17 protein-coding genes and 1 riboswitch are annotated in these 19,464 nt (G+C 64.6%); of the genes, 3 read left to right on the top strand and 14 right to left on the bottom strand.

Annotated features, from left to right (window positions below; all coding sequences use genetic code 11):
- Positions 1-16 precede the first annotated feature (16 nt).
- Positions 17-1,258: a serine/threonine transporter SstT gene (gene sstT, locus BM154_RS08155; protein ID WP_074882132.1), complete on the bottom strand. Its 1,242-nt coding sequence runs from the start codon at positions 1,256-1,258 to the stop codon at positions 17-19.
- Between the two features lie 238 nt (positions 1,259-1,496).
- Positions 1,497-2,885 carry an L-serine ammonia-lyase gene (locus BM154_RS08160; protein WP_074882134.1) on the bottom strand — a complete coding sequence of 463 codons (1,389 nt, stop codon included), beginning with the start codon at positions 2,883-2,885 and terminating at the stop codon, positions 1,497-1,499.
- Between the two features lie 141 nt (positions 2,886-3,026).
- On the opposite strand from BM154_RS08160, the gene BM154_RS08165 reads away from it, so the two are divergent.
- Positions 3,027-3,947, top strand: a complete 921-nt coding sequence (locus tag BM154_RS08165; RefSeq protein ID WP_074882135.1) for a LysR family transcriptional regulator — start codon at positions 3,027-3,029, stop codon at positions 3,945-3,947.
- Between the two features lie 21 nt (positions 3,948-3,968).
- Here the strand turns inward: BM154_RS08165 and BM154_RS08170 are convergent, their stop codons facing one another.
- The 10 genes from BM154_RS08170 to BM154_RS24535 form a co-directional block, all read right to left on the bottom strand.
- On the bottom strand, positions 3,969-4,673 hold the full coding sequence (locus BM154_RS08170) for a PqiC family protein (RefSeq protein WP_083414480.1): 705 nt from the start codon (positions 4,671-4,673) through the stop codon (positions 3,969-3,971).
- A gap of 252 nt (positions 4,674-4,925) precedes the next feature.
- Entirely contained in the window at positions 4,926-7,181 is a 2,256-nt protein-coding gene (gene parC / locus BM154_RS08175; RefSeq protein WP_074882140.1) for a DNA topoisomerase IV subunit A, read from the bottom strand.
- Positions 7,182-7,188: 7 nt separating this feature from the next.
- Positions 7,189-7,713 carry a retropepsin-like aspartic protease family protein gene (locus tag BM154_RS08180; protein ID WP_074882142.1) on the bottom strand — a complete coding sequence of 175 codons (525 nt, stop codon included), beginning with the start codon at positions 7,711-7,713 and terminating at the stop codon, positions 7,189-7,191.
- Positions 7,710-8,696, bottom strand: a complete 987-nt coding sequence (locus BM154_RS08185) for an esterase-like activity of phytase family protein (protein WP_074882144.1) — start codon at positions 8,694-8,696, stop codon at positions 7,710-7,712. The genes BM154_RS08180 and BM154_RS08185 overlap by 4 nt, the downstream gene beginning before the upstream one ends.
- A complete protein-coding gene (parE, locus tag BM154_RS08190; RefSeq protein WP_074882146.1) occupies positions 8,696-10,594 on the bottom strand; it encodes a DNA topoisomerase IV subunit B in 1,899 nt (632 codons plus the stop codon). Before parE ends, BM154_RS08185 begins: the two co-directional genes overlap by 1 nt.
- 45 nt (positions 10,595-10,639) lie before the next feature.
- Positions 10,640-11,221 carry a YqiA/YcfP family alpha/beta fold hydrolase gene (locus BM154_RS08195; protein WP_074882148.1) on the bottom strand — a complete coding sequence of 194 codons (582 nt, stop codon included), beginning with the start codon at positions 11,219-11,221 and terminating at the stop codon, positions 10,640-10,642.
- An 80-nt stretch (positions 11,222-11,301) separates the two neighbouring features.
- Complete coding sequence (gene cpdA / locus BM154_RS08200; protein WP_074882150.1) at positions 11,302-12,120, bottom strand: 3',5'-cyclic-AMP phosphodiesterase; 819 nt, start codon at positions 12,118-12,120, stop codon at positions 11,302-11,304.
- Between the two features lie 114 nt (positions 12,121-12,234).
- On the bottom strand, positions 12,235-12,687 hold the full coding sequence (locus BM154_RS08205; RefSeq protein WP_074882152.1) for a DUF1249 domain-containing protein: 453 nt from the start codon (positions 12,685-12,687) through the stop codon (positions 12,235-12,237).
- Positions 12,678-13,295 carry an NUDIX domain-containing protein gene (locus BM154_RS08210; protein WP_070885162.1) on the bottom strand — a complete coding sequence of 206 codons (618 nt, stop codon included), beginning with the start codon at positions 13,293-13,295 and terminating at the stop codon, positions 12,678-12,680. Before BM154_RS08210 ends, BM154_RS08205 begins: the two co-directional genes overlap by 10 nt.
- Positions 13,296-13,344: 49 nt before the next feature.
- On the bottom strand, positions 13,345-13,470 hold the full coding sequence (locus BM154_RS24535; protein ID WP_263863880.1) for a hypothetical protein: 126 nt from the start codon (positions 13,468-13,470) through the stop codon (positions 13,345-13,347).
- Here BM154_RS24535 and BM154_RS08215 point away from each other — a divergent pair.
- On the top strand, positions 13,469-14,224 hold the full coding sequence (locus BM154_RS08215) for a DUF3298 and DUF4163 domain-containing protein (RefSeq protein WP_074882154.1): 756 nt from the start codon (positions 13,469-13,471) through the stop codon (positions 14,222-14,224). The genes BM154_RS24535 and BM154_RS08215 overlap by 2 nt on opposite strands.
- Positions 14,225-14,276: 52 nt before the next feature.
- Here BM154_RS08215 and thiC read toward each other — a convergent pair whose 3' ends face one another.
- Complete coding sequence (gene thiC / locus BM154_RS08220) at positions 14,277-16,163, bottom strand: phosphomethylpyrimidine synthase ThiC (protein ID WP_074882156.1); 1,887 nt, start codon at positions 16,161-16,163, stop codon at positions 14,277-14,279.
- A gap of 175 nt (positions 16,164-16,338) precedes the next feature.
- Positions 16,339-16,445, bottom strand: a riboswitch (TPP riboswitch).
- Between the two features lie 140 nt (positions 16,446-16,585).
- Between thiC and BM154_RS08225 the strand changes: the two genes are divergently transcribed.
- Positions 16,586-18,016 carry a TolC family outer membrane protein gene (locus BM154_RS08225; protein ID WP_074882158.1) on the top strand — a complete coding sequence of 477 codons (1,431 nt, stop codon included), beginning with the start codon at positions 16,586-16,588 and terminating at the stop codon, positions 18,014-18,016.
- 164 nt (positions 18,017-18,180) lie between these two features.
- Here BM154_RS08225 and waaA read toward each other — a convergent pair whose 3' ends face one another.
- Positions 18,181-19,461: a lipid IV(A) 3-deoxy-D-manno-octulosonic acid transferase gene (gene waaA, locus BM154_RS08230; RefSeq protein WP_074882160.1), complete on the bottom strand. Its 1,281-nt coding sequence runs from the start codon at positions 19,459-19,461 to the stop codon at positions 18,181-18,183.
- Positions 19,462-19,464: the final 3 nt, after the last annotated feature.

Here is a 19,464-nt window from a genome sequence, read left to right on the forward strand (position 1 = left end):
TTGTGTGCCGGAGCGGTCAGGCATCGACCCGCTCGGCCTGGGCCGCGCGCGCTTCACCCGCGTAGGAGACCGCTGCCGTGAACACCACATCGGTGTGGGAGTTCAGCGCCGTTTCGAAGGAGTCCTGCACCACACCGATGACGAAGCCGATGGCCACCACCTGCATGGCAATCTCGGTGTCGATGCCGAACAGGCTGGTGGCCATCGGGATCAGCAGCAGCGAACCACCGGCCACGCCGGACACCCCCGCTGCCGCCAAGGACGACACCACGCAGAGCAGCAGCGCGGTCGGCAGGTCGACATGGATGCCCAGGGTATGGGTGGTGGCCAGCGCCATCACGGAAATGGTGATCGCCGCGCCGGCCATGTTGATGGTCGCGCCCAGCGGAATGGTGATCGAGTAGGTGTCCTTGTCCAGCTTGAGCTTTTCGCACAGGCGCAGGTTGACCGGGATGTTGGCCGCCGAGCTGCGGGTGAAGAACGCCGTCACGGCGCTTTCGCGCAGCACGGTGAACAGCAGCGGATAGGGGTTGCGGCGCATCTTGATATAGGCCAGCAACGGATTCACCACCAGGGTCACGACCAACATGCAGCCAACCATCACCATCAGCAGGCGTGCATATCCGTACAGGGCGTCGAAACCGGACGCGGCCAGGGTGCTGGCGACCAGGCCGAAGATGCCAATCGGCGCCTGGGCGATCACGAAGCGTACCACCTGGGTGAACGCGCCGGACACGTCATGCAGCATGGTACGCGTGCTGGGAGCCGCATGGCGCAGGAAGATGCCCAGCGCCACGGCCCAGGCCAGAATGGCGATGTAGTTGGAGGTGTTGAGCGCCTGAACCGGCCCGACGAAGATGCTGGTCAGCAGGTTGTGCAACACGTCGATGATGCTGCCCGGCGGATTGCCCTCTGCCGAGCTGATATCCAGCGACAGCATGGTGGGGAACAGGAAGCTGGCGCACACCGCCAGGGCCGCGGCGCTGAAGGTGCTGATCAGGTACATCAACAGCACCGGGCGAATATGGGTGGGCTGACCACTCTGGTGGGCGGCCAGGGAGGAAATCACCAGCACCAGTACCAGCACCGGCGCGACAGCCTTGAGGGCCAGGACGAACAGTTCGCCGAGCAGGCCGACCTTGATGGCGGCGTCCGGGGCGAAATAGGCGAGCAGAATGCCGAGCACCAGACCGATGAAGATGCGTAGCACCAGGCTGCTGTTCGAGTAGGCGGAAGCAATGCGTTTAAGAGTATTCATGTTGTAGACGCTGTCCAGAATTCTAGGCTTGATGGCTTTGGGGGACAGGTCAGCAGAGGGACGAACCACGCCAACCGGGCAGGTCACCCCAAGACATCCGGCGATTATAAAGGACGCAGCCGGGATCGGCGCCACCCCGATTGCCTGGACGGCCGCCCAGGGCTTATCGCCGTGCGGTGAACAACGCCGGCTGCAAACCCGCAACGGCTCGCAGCCAGGTACTAGCGAGCCGCTGCAATCAGCACTCGATGATGTTCACGGCCAAGCCGCCGCGGGCGGTTTCCTTGTATTTGGTCAGCATGTCGGCACCGGTTTCGCGCATTGTCTTGATTACCTTGTCCAGGCTCACGTAGTGCGCGCCGTCGCCGTACAGCGCCATGCGCGCGGCGTTGATGGCCTTGACCGAGGCGATGGCATTGCGCTCGATGCAGGGGATCTGCACAAGGCCGCCGACCGGGTCGCAGGTCAGGCCCAGGTGGTGTTCCATGCCGATCTCGGCGGCGTTCTCGACCTGCTCCGGCGTACCACCGAGCACCGCGCACAAGGCGCCGGCGGCCATCGAGCAGGCCACACCAACCTCGCCCTGGCAGCCCACCTCGGCGCCGCTGATCGAGGCATTTTCCTTGTACAGAATGCCAATCGCCCCGGCAGTGAGCAGGAAGTCGACGATGCCGCGTTCATTGGCGCCGGAAATGGCATTGGCGTAGTAATGCAGCACCGCCGGAATGATCCCCGCAGCCCCGTTGGTCGGCGCGGTGACCACGCGGCCGCCGGCGGCATTCTCTTCGTTCACCGCCAGAGCCCAGAGGTTGACCCAGTCGAGCATGCGCAGCGGATCTTCGGTGTAGCTGCGCTGGAAGCCGCCCAGCTTGCGCGCCAGGATGGCCGCCCGGCGACGCACCTTGAAACCACCCGGCAGGATGCCCTCGGTACGGCAGCCGCGCTCGACACAGCCCTGCATCACCTTCCAGATGGCCAGCAGGCCATTGTCGATTTCTTCATCGGTGCGCCAGTGACGCTCGTTACGGCGCATCACCTCGGCAATGCCGATACCGTACTCGCGGGTCAGGCGCAGCAGGTCGATGCCACTGCGAAACGGCAGCGGCAGCGTGGTGGCATCCGGAGCGATGACCTTGTGCTTGGAGCCGTCGGCGAGCACCGCCTCACTGACCACAAATCCGCCGCCCACCGAATAGTAGGTGGCCTCGTGCACCTGCAGCCCGGCCTGGTCAAAAGCCGCGAAACGCAGGCCGTTAGCGTGCAGCGGCAGGGCCTTGCGGATCATCTTCAGGTCGGTCTTTTCGTTGAAGGCGACCGAATGACCACCCGGCAGCGCGATACGCTTGTCGGTGCGAATGGCCTCGATATAGCCAGCCACCTGCTCGACATCCACGGTATCCGGCTCGTGGCCGCTGAGTCCCAGCAACACCGCCTTATCACTGCCGTGGCCCTTGCCGGTGGCACCCAGCGAGCCATACAGCTCGGCGACCACGCGCACCACATTGGGCATGTGTCCCTGGTTCTCCAGAGCGTGGGTGAACAGGGCGGCTGCTCGCATCGGGCCAACGGTGTGTGAACTCGATGGGCCGATGCCCACTTTGAACAGGTCGAATACGCTGACGGCCATGGCTATTTTTCTTCTGTGGGGTGAGGACGGATGCCCGGTTACGCACCGTCGATGGGAAAAATCTAAAACCCCAATTCCATTATGTATACTGATTTATTCTTACTATATTGATTAGCAAATCTTACCTATAGAGCGTCTATCATGGATCTGATTCGCCTGCGCACCCTTCGCGAACTGGCGCGCTGCGGCACCATGGCAGCCACCGCCGAGTTCCTGCACCTGACGCCGTCAGCCGTTTCCCAGCAAGTCGCACAACTGGAGCGCGAGGCCGATGTGGCCTTGATCGAGCGACGTGGCCGCGGCGTGGTGCTCACCCCAGCGGGTACCCGGCTGGTGGCACATGTCGAGCGTATCCTGGTGATTCTCGACGAGGCGCGTTCGGAACTGGCGCAGATGCGCAGCGAAATCGCCGGTGAACTGCGCGTCGCGGCGTTCCCGTCGATTGCCGTGGCACTGGTCGCGCCAATCGTGCACAACCTACGCCTGGCCTACCCACGCCTGGAGGTGGTGGTCGCCGATCTGGAGCCCCAGGAAAGTCTCAGCGCGCTAAGCGCCTGGCAGATCGATGTGGCGGTGGTCGACGACCTGGCCGGCGCCAGCAAGGCACGCCAGGAGCACTACGAACTGGTTCCGCTGACCGAGGATCGCCTGCACGTTCTGCTGCCTACCAGGCACCCGTTGGCCTCACACAGCGCACTGACCATAGCCGATCTGCAGGAAGAGGCCTGGGCGCTGGACTCGACCAACAGCTCGTTCGGAGAATTCATCGGCAACCTGTGCCGCCGTTCGGGCTTCGCGCCACGCATCAACGCCCATTGCGCCGGCTTCGAAATGGTCGCCGCCATGGTCGCGTCGGGAAATTCGATTTCGGTGGTATCGGGGCTGCGCCTGCTCAGGCCACTTGAGAACGTCACCGCGGTGCGCCTGGCCCCAGCCATCGAGCGCAAGATCCTGCTCGCCTACCGCAAGGGCGAGCGCAAACATCCGGCCGTCACGGTTTTCCTCGATGAGGCGATACGCACGGCCGGCGTACTCGAAGGCTATCAGCGCGGCGAGCGGTAGCGGGTCAGGTCGGGCCTGGCATCAGAAGCGGAATACTTCGGCGTCGATGCGGATCGGTTCGGCCACCGGCATTTTCGGCGGCTCCTGCCGAGCGGCCGGCGCCGGCGTCTTGCGCCTCGGTTCTTCGGCGGCGAGCGGAGTATTGCCGTGGTTCTTCACGGCACTGGCCAGTTGCGCGACCAGTTGCTGAACCACTTCGCTCTGCGCACGAACCTGATCGGCGATGGAGCCCTTGTGCTTCTCTTCGAGGTGCACCAGGCGGGTGTCGAGCAACTGTCCGTCACGCCCGACCAGACGCCACTGGCCCTCGAGCACCGCCGGCTGACGCGGCCCCGAATCCAGGCGGGTGATGGACAATAGAACCTGGACCTGGGCCTTGTAGTTCGGATTATCAGAGGCCAGTACCAGGCGTTGGCTGTTGATCCGACTGGCCAGCTGGCGCAGCACCTGACGATCCAGGTCGGTGGCCAGGCTGCCCGCCCAGCGAGCAGTGAAGGCGGTACTCAGGCTGCCATCGTCCTGGCGCTGCAGCAATGCCTCGCGCTGCAGGTAATCGGCCACGGTGATCGGGCCCAGCAATACACTCATGCCCTCCTTGTCAGCCGTTTTGCTGGCGACCGGGCCGCCATCGAGCTGGTAGTAGGAAACAGGCATCAGATGCGAACAACCGGTCAGCAACAGCAGCCCGGTGAGCAGCAAGGTGAGAGGAAGCCGTTTAACAATCATCAATGTCTTCCGGCTGGCAGCAAGGCCAGCGATCATGGCTACAGGTGAAAAAACCAATAACAAAAAAGATAAATCACCGCACCGGCGACAGCCGACGGGTGCCGATAAACCCTTGTTCATATGCAATGCGCCTGCCACCCGGCGCACGACCATAACGATGGCAAATGGCCCACCATTCGGCGGGCACATGAGGGGCGTTATCATCCGCCAAACTGCCGTTCAACTCCAGCCCCGGGGCACTGGCAGGCAGCTTTACTCGACGAGCAGAGCATCCACGCGCTGGAAGCCCCGCGGCAATTTATTGCCGCGCCGGCCGCGCTCGCCCTTGTAATGCTCGAGATCCTCGGCTTTCAGGGACAGAGTACGCTTGCCAGCTTGCAACACAAGGGTCGCGCCCGCCGGCAGCACGGCCAGGTCGGTGAGGTACTCCTCGCGGCTGGCCACGCGTTCGCCAGGAATGCCGATGATCTTGTTGCCCTTGCCCTTGCCCAGTTGCGGCAGGTCGGCAACCTTGAACAGCAGCAGGCGGCCTTCGGTGGTCACCGCGGCCAGCCAGTCTTCCTCACGGTTGTTGAGCGGCCGTGGCGCCACCACCCGCGCGCCATTGGGCAGGCTGAGCAGCGCCTTGCCGGCCTTGTTCTTGGCCTGCAGGTCTTCGCCCTTGACCACGAAACCGTAGCCGGCATCGGAGGCGATCACGTACAGCGCCTCGTCATCGGGCAGCAGCACGCACTCGAAGGAGGCACCCGGTGGCGGGGTCAGGCGACCGGTCAGCGGTTCGCCCTGACCACGGGCCGACGGCAGGGTGTGTGCGGCCAGCGAATAGCTGCGCCCGGTGGAGTCGATGAATACCGCGTATTGGTTGGAGCGGCCCGGCGCAGCGGTCTTGAAGCCATCGCCAGCCTTGTAGGACAGGCCGGTGGCATCGATTTCGTGGCCCTTGGCCGAGCGCACCCAGCCTTTTTCCGAGAGCACCACGGTGATCTTCTCGTTCGGCAGCAGATCGTGCTCGGACAGCGCCTTGGCTTCGGCACGCTCGACGATTGGCGAACGACGGTCATCGCCGTACTTCTCGGCGTCTTCGAGGATTTCCTTGCGCACCAGCTTCTTCAGCTTGGCTTCGCTGCCGAGCAGCGCCAGCAGCTTGTCGCGCTCTTTGCTGAGCTCGTCCTGCTCGCCGCGAATCTGCATCTCTTCCAGGCGGGCGAGTTGCCGCAGGCGGGTCTCCAGGATGTACTCGGCCTGGATCTCGGTAAGGCCGAAGCGCTCCATGAGCACCGGCTTGGGCTGGTCCTCGGTGCGGATGATGTGGATCACTTCATCGAGGTTGAGAAAGGCGATCAAGCGGCCTTCCAACAGATGCATGCGGTGCTCGACCTTATCCAGACGGAACTGCAGGCGGCGGCGCACGGTGCCGACCCGGAACTGCAGCCACTCGACCAGCAGGGTGCGCAGGTCCTTGACCTGGGGCTTGCCGTCGAGGCCGATGACGTTGGTATTGACCCGGTAGCTGGACTCGAGATCGGTGCTGGCGAACAGATGCTGCATCAACGCATCGTGATCGACCCGGCTGCTGGTCGGGATGATCACGATGCGGCAGGGGTTCTCGTGATCGGACTCGTCACGCAGGTCAGCGATCTGCGGCGCCTTCGATGGCTTGGCCTGCATCATCGCGGCGATCTGCTCCAGCACCTTGGCACCAGACACCTGATGGGGCAACGCGGTGACCACGATGTCACCGTCCTCGACGCTGTATACGGCGCGCATGCGTATCGAGCCACGGCCGGTCTGGTAGATTTTCAGCAGGTCGGCACGCGGGGTGATGATTTCCGCTTCGGTTGGGTAATCCGGCCCTTGGATATGCTCACAGAGCTGCTCGACCGTGGCCTTTGGCTCATCGAGCAGACGCACACAGGCGGTGGCGACTTCGCGCAGGTTGTGCGGCGGCACGTCGGTGGCCATGCCCACGGCGATACCCGTGGTGCCGTTGAGCAGGATGTTGGGCAAACGTGCCGGCAACGTCGCCGGCTCGTTCAAGGTGCCATCGAAGTTCGGCACCCAGTCCACGGTGCCCTGACCAAGCTCGCTGAGCAGCACCTCGGAATAGCGCGACAGCCGCGCCTCGGTGTAACGCATGGCGGCGAACGACTTGGGATCGTCCGGCGCACCCCAGTTGCCCTGGCCGTCGACCAGCGTGTAGCGGTAGCTGAACGGCTGCGCCATCAGCACCATGGCTTCGTAGCAGGCACTGTCGCCATGGGGATGGAACTTGCCGAGCACGTCACCGACGGTACGCGCCGACTTCTTGTGCTTGGCGTCGGCGTCCAGGCCCAGTTCGCTCATGGCATAGACGATACGCCGCTGCACGGGCTTCAGACCGTCGCCGATATGGGGCAGCGCACGATCCATGATCACGTACATGGAGTAGTTGAGATAAGCCTGCTCGGTGAAGTCGGCAAGGGAACGGCGTTCGACGCCGTCCAGGCTCAGATCGAGGGTTTCGCTCATGCGTGTCTCATTGCAAGGTTGATTGGCGCAGCATCAAGGTGCCGTCGCGCTGACTGAATTCAAGGTGTTTCAAGGCGCTCATGCCCAGCAGGATCTCGTCGCCATCCATGCCCGGGGCGATCAGTGCGGACACGTCATGCAAAACGATATCGCCGAGCTGCAGGCGTTCCAGGCGGGTGCGATGCGCCGTGGCGATGCCGTTGGCGGTTCTGATCTGTACCGGCGCGCCAGCCTGCAGGCCCAGGCTGCTGGCGACCTGGCTGGGAATGGCGACCTGGGTGGCACCGGTGTCGAGCAGAAAGCTCACCGCCTCGCCGTTGATCTGCCCATCGACCAGGTAATGTCCACCGGGGCTGCTGGCCAGGCGCACTTCGACATAGCCGCTGCCATGTACCGACTCCGGCTGGCGATTGGGATGCTGTTTGGCATCCTCCCAATTACCGAAAAAGTGCGTGGCCAGCAGCAGCCCGGCGCCCCAGGCGAGCACCAGCATCACCCGGCCGGCCCGGCGGCCTGCGGTCTGCTCGCTCACGGGTTTGCGCCCCAACCGCCAGCCGGCGCGGCGAAGCGCCAGACCAGCGGGCGTTTCTCGCCATCGCCACGGGCGTGGCCACCATTGTCGAGGCCTACCCAGGCGCCTTCGGCGTCCATCGACAGGGCTTCGGCAACCCCGTAATGCAGTGGATAACGGCGCTCGTCGGTCAGCGCTTCGGCAGCGAACGACCAGCAGCGCTCGGCCTCGCCGGTGGCAGGCGTGCGCCGGCAGATGCGATGGGCCTGACGCTCCAGGGTATAGAGTTTCTCTTCGAAGAATGCCAGGCCGGAGAAGTCCACTGGGGCGGAACGCCCACCCAGCGCCTCGGGGGAGGCTTCTTCTCCACCCTCGTTGAGCAGCACGCAGCCGCCCTCGCAGCGCCAGGTGGCGCGCCGGTTGTGCAGCACCACCAGGCCGCGCCGCTCTTTCTCCGCGGCCAGCCACAGGCGCTCGCCGGCCGGATCGACGGCAATACCTTCGAACAACGAATTGAAGTGCAGCAGCATGCCGCTGGCCCGTGCCTGGCGCACCATGCCTTCGGGCAGGTTCAGCCACTGCGCATCGGCCGCCGGCGGCACCTGCAGCACCGCGGCGCGGCTCTCGCTGACCAGATAGCGGTTGCCCTTGGCGTCACAGGAGATGCCCTCGAAATCCAGATGACCGCCGCGCACCAGACCCGAGACCCAGCCACGCATACGCAGGCCCCAGGGCAGCGGCATTGCTGGCGCGGGCGGCGCCACGAACCGCTCGGCCTCGGCCTGCCAGACGGTCGCCGAGGAGTCGAGACGATACAGGCGATCATCCTCGCGGTCGGACACCGCCCACAGCGCATCGCCGCACCAGGCCAGGCCCGACAGGTTACCCGCGGGCATGCCGTCCACCGGATGCTCGCTGACCAGCTTGAGCTCCTCGGGCGGCGGTACCTCGGCCAGTGCCGGCGTCATGGCTGCAAACAGCACGGCGCCGAACAGGTGGCGCATCAGAGCAGCACCTCGGCCAGGTTGCCCTTGGACTCCAGCCAGGATTTGCGGTCGCCAGCGCGCTTCTTGGCCAGCAGCATGTCCATCACCTCACGGGTGCCCTCGAAGTCTTCGAGGGTCAGCTGCACCAGGCGCCGGGTATTGGGATCCATGGTGGTTTCGCGCAACTGCGGCGGGTTCATTTCGCCCAGGCCCTTGAAGCGGGTGACCTGGGGCTTGCCGCGTTTCTTCTCGGCCACCAGACGGTCGAGAATGCCGTCGCGCTCGGCCTCGTCCAGGGCGTAGTAGATTTCCTTGCCCAGGTCGATGCGGTACAGCGGCGGCATCGCCACGTACACGTGCCCGGCGTCGACCAGCGGGCGGAAGTGCTGTACGAACAGCGCGCAGAGCAGCGTGGCGATGTGCAGGCCGTCGGAGTCGGCGTCGGCGAGGATGCAGATCTTGCCGTAACGCAGCTGGCCCAGATCGCTGGAGCCGGGGTCGAGGCCGACCGCTACGGCAATGTTGTGCACTTCCTGGCTGGCCAGCACTTCGCCGCCGTCCACTTCCCAGGTATTCAGAATCTTTCCGCGCAGCGGCAGGATCGCCTGAAACTCCTTGTCCCGCGCCTGCTTGGCCGAGCCGCCAGCGGAGTCACCCTCGACCAGAAACAGCTCGCAGCGCAGCGGGTTCTGCCCCGCGCAGTCAGCCAGCTTGCCAGGCAACGCCGGGCCCTGGGTAATCTTCTTGCGCTCGACCTTCTTGCCGGCCTTGAGGCGGCGACTGGCGTTGCTGATCGCCAGTTCAGCCAGCTGCTGGCCGAACTCGGGGTGAGCGTTGAGCCACAGGCTGAAGGCATCCTTGACCACGCCGGAGACGAACGCCGCCGCTTCACGGGAGGACAGACGTTCCTTGGTCTGCCCGGAGAACTGGGCATCCTGCATCTTCATCGACAGCACGAAGGCGATACGCTCCCAGACGTCTTCGGGCGCCAGCTTGACGCCACGCGGCAGCAGGTTGCGGAATTCGCAGAACTCGCGCATCGCGTCGAGCAGGCCCTGGCGCAGGCCGTTGACATGGGTGCCGCCCTGGGCGGTGGGAATCAGGTTGACATAGCTTTCCTGTACCGCGTCGCCGCCTTCGGGCAACCACAGCAGCGCCCAGTCCACGGCTTCCTTGTTGCCGGCCAGGCTGCCGCAGAACGGTTCGTTTGGCAGGCGTTCGAATTCGCTGACCGCATCGACCAGGTAGGAGCGCAGGCCGTCTTCGTACAGCCACTCGACCTTCTCGTTGCTGGCCTTGTCATGGAAGCTGACCGCCAGCCCAGGGCACAGCACGGCCTTGGCCTTGAGCACATGCTTGAGACGGCTGACCGAGAACTTGTGGGAGTCGAAGTACTTGGCGTCCGGCCAGAAATGCACGCTGGTACCGGTGTTGCGCTTGCCAACGGTGCCGATCACTTCCAGGTCGCTGGCCTTGAAGCCATCGGCGAACGCCATCGAGTACTCGTTGCCGTCGCGCTTGACGCGCACTTCCACGCGGGTCGACAGGGCGTTGACCACGCTGATGCCGACACCGTGCAGACCACCGGAGAACTGGTAGTTCTTGTTGCTGAACTTGCCGCCGGCGTGAAGTTTGGTGAGGATCAGCTCGACGCCGGGCACACCTTCTTCGGGGTGAATATCCACCGGCATACCACGGCCGTCGTCGGTCACCTCCAGGGAGTTATCCTCGTGGAGGATCACCTGGATGGACTTGGCGTGGCCAGCCAGGGCCTCGTCGACACTGTTGTCGATGACTTCCTGGGCCAGGTGGTTGGGGCGCGTGGTGTCGGTGTACATCCCCGGGCGCTTGCGCACCGGGTCGAGGCCGGAAAGAACTTCGATGGCATCGGCGTTGTAGGCGTTTTGCTGGGCCATGGGTCTGTGCAATGCTCTGATTGATCGGGGATTGGCTGCGGCCACTCAGCGGGCGGGCGCAATGCCGGCAAAGGCGAACAACATCGGCAGGCGCTCGGCGAAACCCTGGAAACCGTGGTCGCCGCCTGCTTCGATGCGCAGGGCGCAGTGTCGGTAATAAGCCTGGGCGCGCCGGTAGTCGAGGGTCTCGTCGCCGGTCTGCAGCCACACCTGATAACGCGCCGGGTCAGTGGGCGGCTCGACAGCCAGCTCGGCGAGGGCCGCCACGTGGTCCTCGGTCAGTTCCCAGGTTTCGCCGCTGTAAAGGTTGGTCTGCGTGCCCAGGTAGCCGTCGAACAGCTCGTGAGGCCGCACCGCCGGGTTGATCAGCAGTGCCTTGAGCCCATGCCGTTCGGCCAGGTGGGTCGCATAGTAGCCGCCCAGCGAGCTGCCGACCAGCGTGGGGCGTCCAAGCTCGGCGATCAGCGCCTCGAGCTGGGCGATCGCCTGGCGCGGATGGTGATGCAGGGCCGGCACCCGCAGCTGTGCCTGCAGGCCCCACGAGGTCATGGCAGCCGACAGCTGGCTGGCCTTGGTGGAAGCCGGCGAGCTGTTGAGTCCGTGGATATAAAGAATGCTATTGGTCATAACGGGAGGCTACTAGCGCCAGCCTGCAGGCTGCAAGCCTTGACGTCGCGACCATGCGCCTCGGCGAGTGCCCCCGCGCCTCAGTAGCCGCCAACGCGGTAGTCAGGCGTGAACACGAAGTCGTCAACACGCGAGACGCCAGTTTCCAGCTGGCCATCGTCATGCAGACGCAGCCAGCGGTAGCCGGGCGCCGCGCTGTCGGCCTGAAAGTCCTCACTGCCGGGGGTGAACTGCACGCAGGTCGACGGCGATGCCAGCAGCCGCACGCTACCGCGCTGCTCGTCGATGCTCTGGTGCACATGCCCCCAGAGCACAGCGCGCACCTGGGGGAAACGCTCCAGCACCGCGAACAGCGCTTCGGGATTGCGCAAGCCGATCGGCGCCATCCACTGGCATCCGATATCCACCGGATGGTGATGCAGGCAGATCAGGTGATGGCGATCCGGCGCCTCGCTCAAGGCGCGCTCGAGCAGCACCAGCTGAGCTTCCTGGAGATAGCCCGGTACCGCGCCCGGAATCGACGAGTCGAGCAGCGTGATCCGCCAGCTGCCGAGGTCGACCACAGGTTCGAGCAGGTCGGTGCCCACGCATGCGGCCTGCATGGTGGGGATGTCGTCATGGTTGCCGGGAATCCAGCGTGCCGGCGCATCAATACTGGCGCTCAGGTCGACAAAGCGCGCATAGGAGGCGGAACTGCCGTCCTGGGACAAGTCGCCGGTCGCCAGGATCAGGTCGATGGCCGATTGCTCCTTGAGCACCTGCTCAACGACCCGGCGCAGGCTGTCGGCGGTATCCATGCCCAGTAGCCTGCCGCTGGAGTCGGCGAACAGATGGCTATCGGTGAGCTGCACCAGCAACACCGAGGAATCGGCCGAGGGGGAAATGGACGCACGCGACAAGGTGCTTCTCCTTGAATGAGTGCGAATTATGGAATCGCTGGCAGGCTTGGTAAACCCGTAAATCAGCACTGGTTCACAGAAATCAGACGCTTTTTTATGGCCAATGGCCATCAGCTACATCAGCGGTTCGGTTTCGTGACCGCAAGCAAGGCAATGGCTCAGCCATTCGCCGAGAAACACGTTGAGCTGGGTTTTCTCGTCGGGCTGGTGCATGGCGGCGTTGGGATAGGGGTAGATACCACGAAAGCGCCGGGCGCTCTGGGCACCGGTGACTTCAGCCATGCGCGCATCGTGATAGACGCGCACTTCCAGTTGTGGCACCGGCAACCATGGCAGGCTATGTTCCTGGCGCACTTGCACCGTGGAGGTATAGGGGCAGCTTTCCACCACCTCCAGCGCCAGCACGCCCAGCTGCCGCTCGCCCTGGCTGAGGGCCACACGCCGCGCGCACTGGGCCTCGCGCATGCCAGGCAGCAGGCGCATCAGCCGCGCGTAATTGGCTTCGCAAGCCGCCTGCAGCTCGATCAGATCGACCCGGTAGCGCTCGCGCAGCAGGTTCACCCCCATAGACCCCTGACCTCGGCGCGATTGAGCGCCAGCCACTGCAGGGCGATGATGCTCGCCGCATTGTTGATCTTGCCGTCCTTGACCGCCTGCAGGGCGTCTTCGAACGGCCACACCTGCACGCGGATGTCTTCGCCCTCTTCCTCCAGGCCATGCACGCCACCCACACCGGCGCTGCTGCAGCGGCCAAGGAACAGATGCACGAATTCGTCCGAGCCGCCCGGGGAGGGGAAGTAGCGGGTGATCGGCCACAGCGAGGTGAGCGTCAGCCCGGCCTCCTCTTCGGCCTCACGCAGGGCGACTTCATCGGGCTCCTCGTTCTTGTCGATCAAACCGGCCACCAGTTCCACCAGCCAGGGATTGGTGGCCTTGTGCATGGCGCCGACGCGGAACTGTTCGATCAGCACCACCGTGTCGGTCACCGCATCGTAGGGCAGCACGCATACCGCATCGTGACGAATGAACAGCTCGCGACGCAGCACCGGGCCCATTTCGCCGGAAAACTGCCGATGGCGCAGGTGAAAGCGATCCAGGCGGTAGAAGCCGCGGAAGCATTCCTCACGCTCGATGATTTCCACCGCGTCCGGGCCGGGGTTGAAGGTTTCGGTCATCTGCTGGTCTCTCGTTGATCTGCACACATTGAGCCCATCCTAGGGGCTGTTAAGGCTCTCCCGCAAGCGACGCCGCGAAAGCCTGGCCGATCCGCGCGCATTGGCGAATAATCGCGAACTCCCCTGCCATCAGGCAGTCGAACGCCCGTCCTCTGCCAACGGCTTTTTCCTGCATGAAGATCTCCAGCATTGCCCGCCTCGCCACCATCCTCGGCTTCGCCCTGCTGCTCGGCGCCTGCCAGAGCCTGTCCAAACCCGATACCCCAGCGGGGGTGGCCACTACCCACGAAAAATGGGAGCACAAGCCAGCCGATTGCACCGCCCAGGACTGCCCGCTGGTCAACGTGGAACTGCAGGAGGTATCCGGTCAGCCCGAGCTCAATGCGCGCATCGAGGCGACCCTGCTTGACCTGGTGAAAGCCGCCACCGGCAGCCGGCCGGCATCGCTGGCCGAACACGAGCGCGAGTTCCTTGCCAACGGCAAACCGGGCTGGGCCAGCTACCTGCAGGCCAAGGTACTCAGCCAGCATGACCAACTGGTGGTGATCGAGCTGTCCAGCTATCACTTCATCGGCGGCGCCCACGGCGTGCCCGGGCGCACCTACCTCAACTATGACCGCGAGCAGAACAAGGTACTGAGCCTGCAGGACATGCTTGTGCCCGGCGAGGAAGCGGCTTTCTGGCAGATCGCTCAGCGTGCCCACCAGGCCTGGCTGATCGCCCAGGGCCACGGCAATGATGTGGAATACCGCAAGACCTGGCCGTTCGAGCGCACCGCCAACATCGCCCTGAATCCCGATGCGGTGATGCTCAAGTACGACGTCGCGCGCCTGGCGCCCTACTCCGACGGCCATCCGGAAATCCTTATCCCCTACAGCCAGCTGCAGGGCATCCTGCGCCCGGCGTATATGCCCGGCACAACGCGCTAAAGAGAGGTAATCAGCCGCATGCGCGATACAGGTCGCGCATGCGGTTGAGGTCTTACACCTGCCGGTAGATCACCGAGCCTTCTTCCCTGAAACGTTCGGCCTGCTCCTTGAAGCCGGCCTCGACCGCCTTGCTTTCGTCCGACAGCCCGTTCTCCTTGGCGTACTCACGCACTTCCTGAGTGATCTTCATCGAGCAGAACTTCGGCCCGCACATCGAGCAGAAGTGGGCGACCTTGGCCGAGTCCTTCGGCAGGGTTTCGTCGTGGTACGAACGGGCAGTGTCCGGGTCCAGGCCGAGGTTGAACTGGTCTTCCCAACGGAACTCGAAACGCGCCTTGCTCAAGGCGTTGTCACGGATCTGCGCACCCGGGTGGCCCTTGGCAAGATCCGCGGCATGGGCGGCGATCTTGTAGGTGATGATGCCGGTCTTCACGTCATCCTTGTTCGGTAGCCCCAGGTGCTCCTTGGGCGTGACGTAGCAGAGCATGGCGCAACCGAACCAGCCGATCATCGCCGCGCCGATGCCGCTGGTGATGTGGTCGTAACCCGGCGCAATGTCGGTGGTCAGCGGGCCGAGGGTGTAGAACGGCGCCTCGTCGCAGCATTCGAGTTGCTTGTCCATGTTCTCCTTGATCAGTTGCATCGGCACGTGGCCGGGGCCTTCGATCATGCACTGCACGTCGTGCTTCCAGGCGATCTTGGTCAGCTCGCCCAGGGTTTCCAGCTCACCGAACTGGGCGGCGTCGTTGGCGTCGGCGATCGAGCCGGGGCGCAGGCCGTCGCCCAGCGAGAAGCTGACGTCGTAGGCCTTCATGATTTCGCAGATTTCCTCGAAGTGGGTATAGAGGAAATTCTCCTTGTGGTGCGCCAGGCACCACTTGGCCATGATCGAGCCGCCGCGGCTGACGATGCCGGTCACCCGCTTGGCGGTCAGCGGCACGTAACGCAGCAGCACGCCGGCGTGGATGGTGAAGTAATCCACGCCCTGCTCGGCCTGTTCGATCAGGGTGTCGCGGAACAGCTCCCAGGTAAGGTCTTCGGCCACACCGTTGACCTTTTCCAGTGCCTGGTAGATCGGCACGGTGCCGATTGGCACCGGCGAGTTGCGGATGATCCACTCACGGGTCTCGTGGATATGCTTGCCAGTGGACAGGTCCATCACCGTGTCCGAACCCCAGCGGATGCCCCAGGTCAGCTTGGCGACTTCTTCCTCGATGCTCGAGCCCAGTGCCGAGTTGCCGATATTGCCGTTGATCTTCACCAGGAAGTTGCGGCCGATGATCATCGGCTCCAGCTCGGTGTGGTTGATGTTGGCCGGGATGATGGCGCGGCCCCGGGCCACTTCCTGGCGCACGAACTCCGGGGTGATTTCCCTGGGAATGCTGGCGCCGAAGCTGTTGCCGCCGTGCTGGGCGTCAAGCAGGCCGGCCGCGCGGTGCTCGGCAAGTTTCATGTTCTCGCGGATGGCGACGTATTCCATCTCCGGCGTGATGATGCCCTGACGTGCGTAGTGCATCTGGCTGACGTTCTTGCCGGCCTTGGCCCGGCGCGGGTTGCGCACGTAGGCGAAGCGCATCTTGGTCAGTTCCTCGTCGGCCAGGCGGCGCTGGCCGAACTCCGAAGACAGGCTATCCAGGCGCTCGGTGTCGCCACGATCCTCGATCCAGGCGCTGCGCACATCGGCCAGGCCCTTGCGCACGTCGATGGTCACGCCCGGGTCGGTATAGGGGCCGGAGGTGTCGTAGACGGTAACCGGCGCGTTGATCTCCCCGCCGAAGTCCGTAGGGGTGACATCCAGGCTGATCTCGCGCATCGGTACGCGAATGTCCGGGCGACTGCCCTGCACATAGATCTTCTGAGAACGGGGGAAGGGCTGGATCGACTGCTGGTCGACCTGGGCGGACTCACTGAGATTTTGCTGTTGTTGTTTGCTGCTCATCGGCTGGCTCCTCGGCTGAATGTCGGGGAGAACCTGACGGACACGCGCGATGAAGCAACGCCGAGCCGAGACTATTCGAGCATGCAGGAGTCTTGAAGAGCGCCGGCATGATCAAACAGCCAGGGCGCGGGCACACCACGAGTGTGGTGTGGGGGAATCCATCCAGCGGGTGCCGGGGCGGATACCTCTTGTTCCCTACGCAGGCCTTAACCTGATCAGGTTCAACGGGATCCGGAACTTTCCGATCTCAGCCTCCGATTCGAGGCACCCCGACAAGAACTCTGCCAGTCTACTGACAGCCGTAGGTGGCGGCAATCTGAAGTCGACCCATTGGTCGCATCGCGGTCACCGGCGCCGCGCCTTGACCACCCCGGTGACCGGGCTTAGTCTCGCCTGCTACTGCCCCTCTAGGATTCACCGACATGCTGCGCAGACTCTCCCTGGCCGTTGCCGTGACCGCCACTTCAACCGCCACGGCCTGGGCGGACCCCGCGCCGTTGTCGGTGCGCACCGATTTGATGTCGGTATACCAGGAAGCCGCTGCCAACAATGCCGACCTGGCCGCCGCCCGCGCCGACTATCAGGCGCGTCGCGAAGGCGTGCCCCAGGCCCGCGCCGGCCTGCTGCCGAACCTCAGCGCCGGTGCCCAGGTGAAAGACACGCGCACCGCCCTGGAACAACCCGCCGCTACCCAGTCGCGTAGCGCCACCGTGTACCAGGCCAACCTCAGCCAGCCACTGTTTCGTGCCGACCGCTGGTTCCAATTACAGGCCGCCGAGGCGGTCAGTGAGCAGGCGGCGCTGGAGCTGTCGGCCAACGAACAGAACCTGATCCTGCAAAGTGCCGAGGCCTACTTCTCGGTGCTGCGTGCCCAGGACAATCTGGCCTCGACCAAGGCCGAGGAAGCCGCCTTCAACCGCCAGCTCGACCAGGCCAACGAGCGCTTCGACGTCGGCCTGTCGGACAAGACCGACGTGCTCCAGGCCCAGGCCGGTTTCGATACCGCGCGGGCCAATCGCATCATCGCCCAGCGTCAGGTCGAAGACGCCTTCGAGGCGCTGATCACCCTGACCAACCGCGAATACCGCAGCGTCGAAGGCATTCAGCACAGCCTGCCGATCCTTACTCCGACGCCCAACGACGCCACCGCCTGGGTGAACACCGCTGCGGCCCAGAACCTCAATCTGCAGGCCAGCAACTTCGCGGTGGATGCCGCCGAGGAAACCCTGCGCCAGCGCAAGGCCGGCCATGCGCCGACCCTGGACGCAGTGGCCAGCTACCAGCGCGGCGACAACGACGCCTTCGGCCTGAGCAACCCCAACTACACCGGGCAGAGCTATGGCAGCGACGTGTCGCAGCGCACCATCGGCCTGGAGCTGAACATCCCGCTGTACAGCGGCGGCCTGACCAGCTCACAAGCGCGCGAGGCGTACCAACGCCTCAGCCAGTCCGAGCAGCGCCGCGAAGGGCTGCGCCGCGAGGTGGTACAGAACACCCGCAACCTGTACCGCGCGGTGAATACCGACGTGGAAACCGTGCAGGCGCGCCGCCAGTCGATCATCTCCAACCAGAGCGCACTGGAAGCCACGGAAATCGGTTACCAGGTCGGCACCCGCAACATCGTCGACGTGCTCGATGCCCAGCGCCAGCTGTACAGCGCCGTGCGCAACTACAACGACGCACGCTACGACTACATCCTCAACAACCTGCGTCTGAAGCAGGCTGCCGGCACCCTCAGCCCGGCCGACCTGGAAGCGCTGGGCGCCTACCTGAAACCGGACTACAACCCGGATCGCGACTTCCTGCCAACGGATCTGGCCAAGGCGGGCGAAGCGAGGCTGCAGGGCAAGTAAGCTGGCGGGCAGTCAGGACGAGGAGTACAGAGGCACCTGTTAAGCAGCCAATTGTGGGAGCGCGCCATGCGCGCGAAATCGCGGGCGTGGCCCGCTCCCACAGGGATGCACCAATATCGGATGCCGCGACCTTGCTGCCAACTGCCGGGCTAGCGAGGCGCCCCCTAGCCGATCAGCCTTCCCAATCCATCCAGCAGACGCTTCAACGCGCCCTGGTTGGCCTTGAGCACCGCCAGCCCGGCATCGCGCATGGCCGCCGCACGTGCTGGCTCGCTCAACAGCGCTGCCACCTGCGTACCTAACGCCTGGGCATCCGCCACTTCGCAAAGTGCACCGCGCTCCAGCAACTGCGCGGTTATTTCCAAGAAGTTGAAACGGTGCGGCCCCATGATCACCGGCAGGCCCAATGCGGCCGGTTCTAGCGGATTATGGCCACCGGTCTCGACCAGGCTGCCGCCGACAAAGGCGATATCGGCCAGGGCGTAGAGAAACATCAATTCGCCCATGCTGTCGCCAAGCAGCACCTGCACATCGGGACCGACCGCTTCGCCCGACGAGCGTCGCACAAAGGTCAGCCCCGCTTCACGCAGTTGCGTCGCGGCCGTATCGAAACGCTCCAGATGGCGCGGCACCAGGATCAGCAAGGCGTCCGGCTGGCTGGCGAGCAGCTGCCGGTACGCCTGGATCACCAGCGCATCCTCGCCTTCACGGGTGCTCGCAGCGATCCACACCGGCCGCTGCCGCGCCTGCCATTGCTCGCGCAGCGCGCTGGCGCGGGCACTCACCTCGGCGTCCACCTGCTGGTCGAACTTGATGGAGCCGGTCACCTCGACGGCTTCGGGTCGCGCACCAAGGGCGATAAAACGCTCGGCTTCGACCTGCGTCTGCACTGCGAGCAGGTTCAGCTCGGCGAGCATCGGCGCAGTGAGCTTGGCGAAACGCCCATAGCCCCTGGCCGAGCGCGCGGACAACCGACCATTGGCCAACGCCACCGGAATGCCGCGAAGGGCACATTGGTGGATGTAGTTGGGCCACAGCTCGGTCTCCATGATCACCGCCAGCTTCGGTTGCGCCCTCTTGAGAAAGCGCGCTGCGGCCCAGGGCAGGTCGTAGGGCAGGTAGCAGTGCTGCACCCGGCCGGCGAACTGCGCCTCGGGAAACAGCGCACGGATGCGCTCGGAGCCGGTGGGCGTCATGCAGGTCAGGGTGATTGGCAGGTCCGGGTAGCGGGCCAGCAGCTCGCGTACCAACGGCGCGGCGGCGATGCTTTCACCCACCGACACGGCATGCACCCAGATGCCACCGGGACGCAGTGGCGGCAGCAGCGCAAAGCGCTCGCCAACGCGCTTGGTGTAGGCCGGCGCGCGCCAGGCACGCCAGGCCAGGCGCAGGCCGATCAGTGGCAGGCAGAGGTGAAACAGCAGGTTATAGAGATGTCGGTTCATGGC

Origin of the sequence: Phytopseudomonas argentinensis (genome assembly GCF_900113905.1) — a bacterium.
GTDB classification, from domain to species: domain Bacteria; phylum Pseudomonadota; class Gammaproteobacteria; order Pseudomonadales; family Pseudomonadaceae; genus Aquipseudomonas; species Aquipseudomonas argentinensis.

What these genes read in the sequence shown, in the direction of transcription:
- sstT (WP_074882132.1), bottom strand. Translation starts at nt 1,258, where the DNA reads ATGAATACTCTTAAACGCATTGCTTCCGCCTACTCGAACAGCAGCCTG.
- BM154_RS08160 (WP_074882134.1), bottom strand. Translation starts at nt 2,885, where the DNA reads ATGGCCGTCAGCGTATTCGACCTGTTCAAAGTGGGCATCGGCCCATCG.
- BM154_RS08165 (WP_074882135.1), top strand. Translation starts at nt 3,027, where the DNA reads ATGGATCTGATTCGCCTGCGCACCCTTCGCGAACTGGCGCGCTGCGGC.
- BM154_RS08170 (WP_083414480.1), bottom strand. Translation starts at nt 4,673, where the DNA reads ATGATTGTTAAACGGCTTCCTCTCACCTTGCTGCTCACCGGGCTGCTG.
- parC (WP_074882140.1), bottom strand. Translation starts at nt 7,181, where the DNA reads ATGAGCGAAACCCTCGATCTGAGCCTGGACGGCGTCGAACGCCGTTCC.
- BM154_RS08185 (WP_074882144.1), bottom strand. Translation starts at nt 8,696, where the DNA reads ATGCGCCACCTGTTCGGCGCCGTGCTGTTTGCAGCCATGACGCCGGCA.
- parE (WP_074882146.1), bottom strand. Translation starts at nt 10,594, where the DNA reads ATGGCCCAGCAAAACGCCTACAACGCCGATGCCATCGAAGTTCTTTCC.
- BM154_RS08195 (WP_074882148.1), bottom strand. Translation starts at nt 11,221, where the DNA reads ATGACCAATAGCATTCTTTATATCCACGGACTCAACAGCTCGCCGGCT.
- BM154_RS08205 (WP_074882152.1), bottom strand. Translation starts at nt 12,687, where the DNA reads ATGGGGGTGAACCTGCTGCGCGAGCGCTACCGGGTCGATCTGATCGAG.
- BM154_RS08210 (WP_070885162.1), bottom strand. Translation starts at nt 13,295, where the DNA reads ATGACCGAAACCTTCAACCCCGGCCCGGACGCGGTGGAAATCATCGAG.
- BM154_RS08215 (WP_074882154.1), top strand. Translation starts at nt 13,469, where the DNA reads ATGAAGATCTCCAGCATTGCCCGCCTCGCCACCATCCTCGGCTTCGCC.
- BM154_RS24535 (WP_263863880.1), bottom strand. Translation starts at nt 13,470, where the DNA reads ATGCAGGAAAAAGCCGTTGGCAGAGGACGGGCGTTCGACTGCCTGATG.
- thiC (WP_074882156.1), bottom strand. Translation starts at nt 16,163, where the DNA reads ATGAGCAGCAAACAACAACAGCAAAATCTCAGTGAGTCCGCCCAGGTC.
- BM154_RS08225 (WP_074882158.1), top strand. Translation starts at nt 16,586, where the DNA reads ATGCTGCGCAGACTCTCCCTGGCCGTTGCCGTGACCGCCACTTCAACC.
- waaA (WP_074882160.1), bottom strand. Translation starts at nt 19,461, where the DNA reads ATGAACCGACATCTCTATAACCTGCTGTTTCACCTCTGCCTGCCACTG.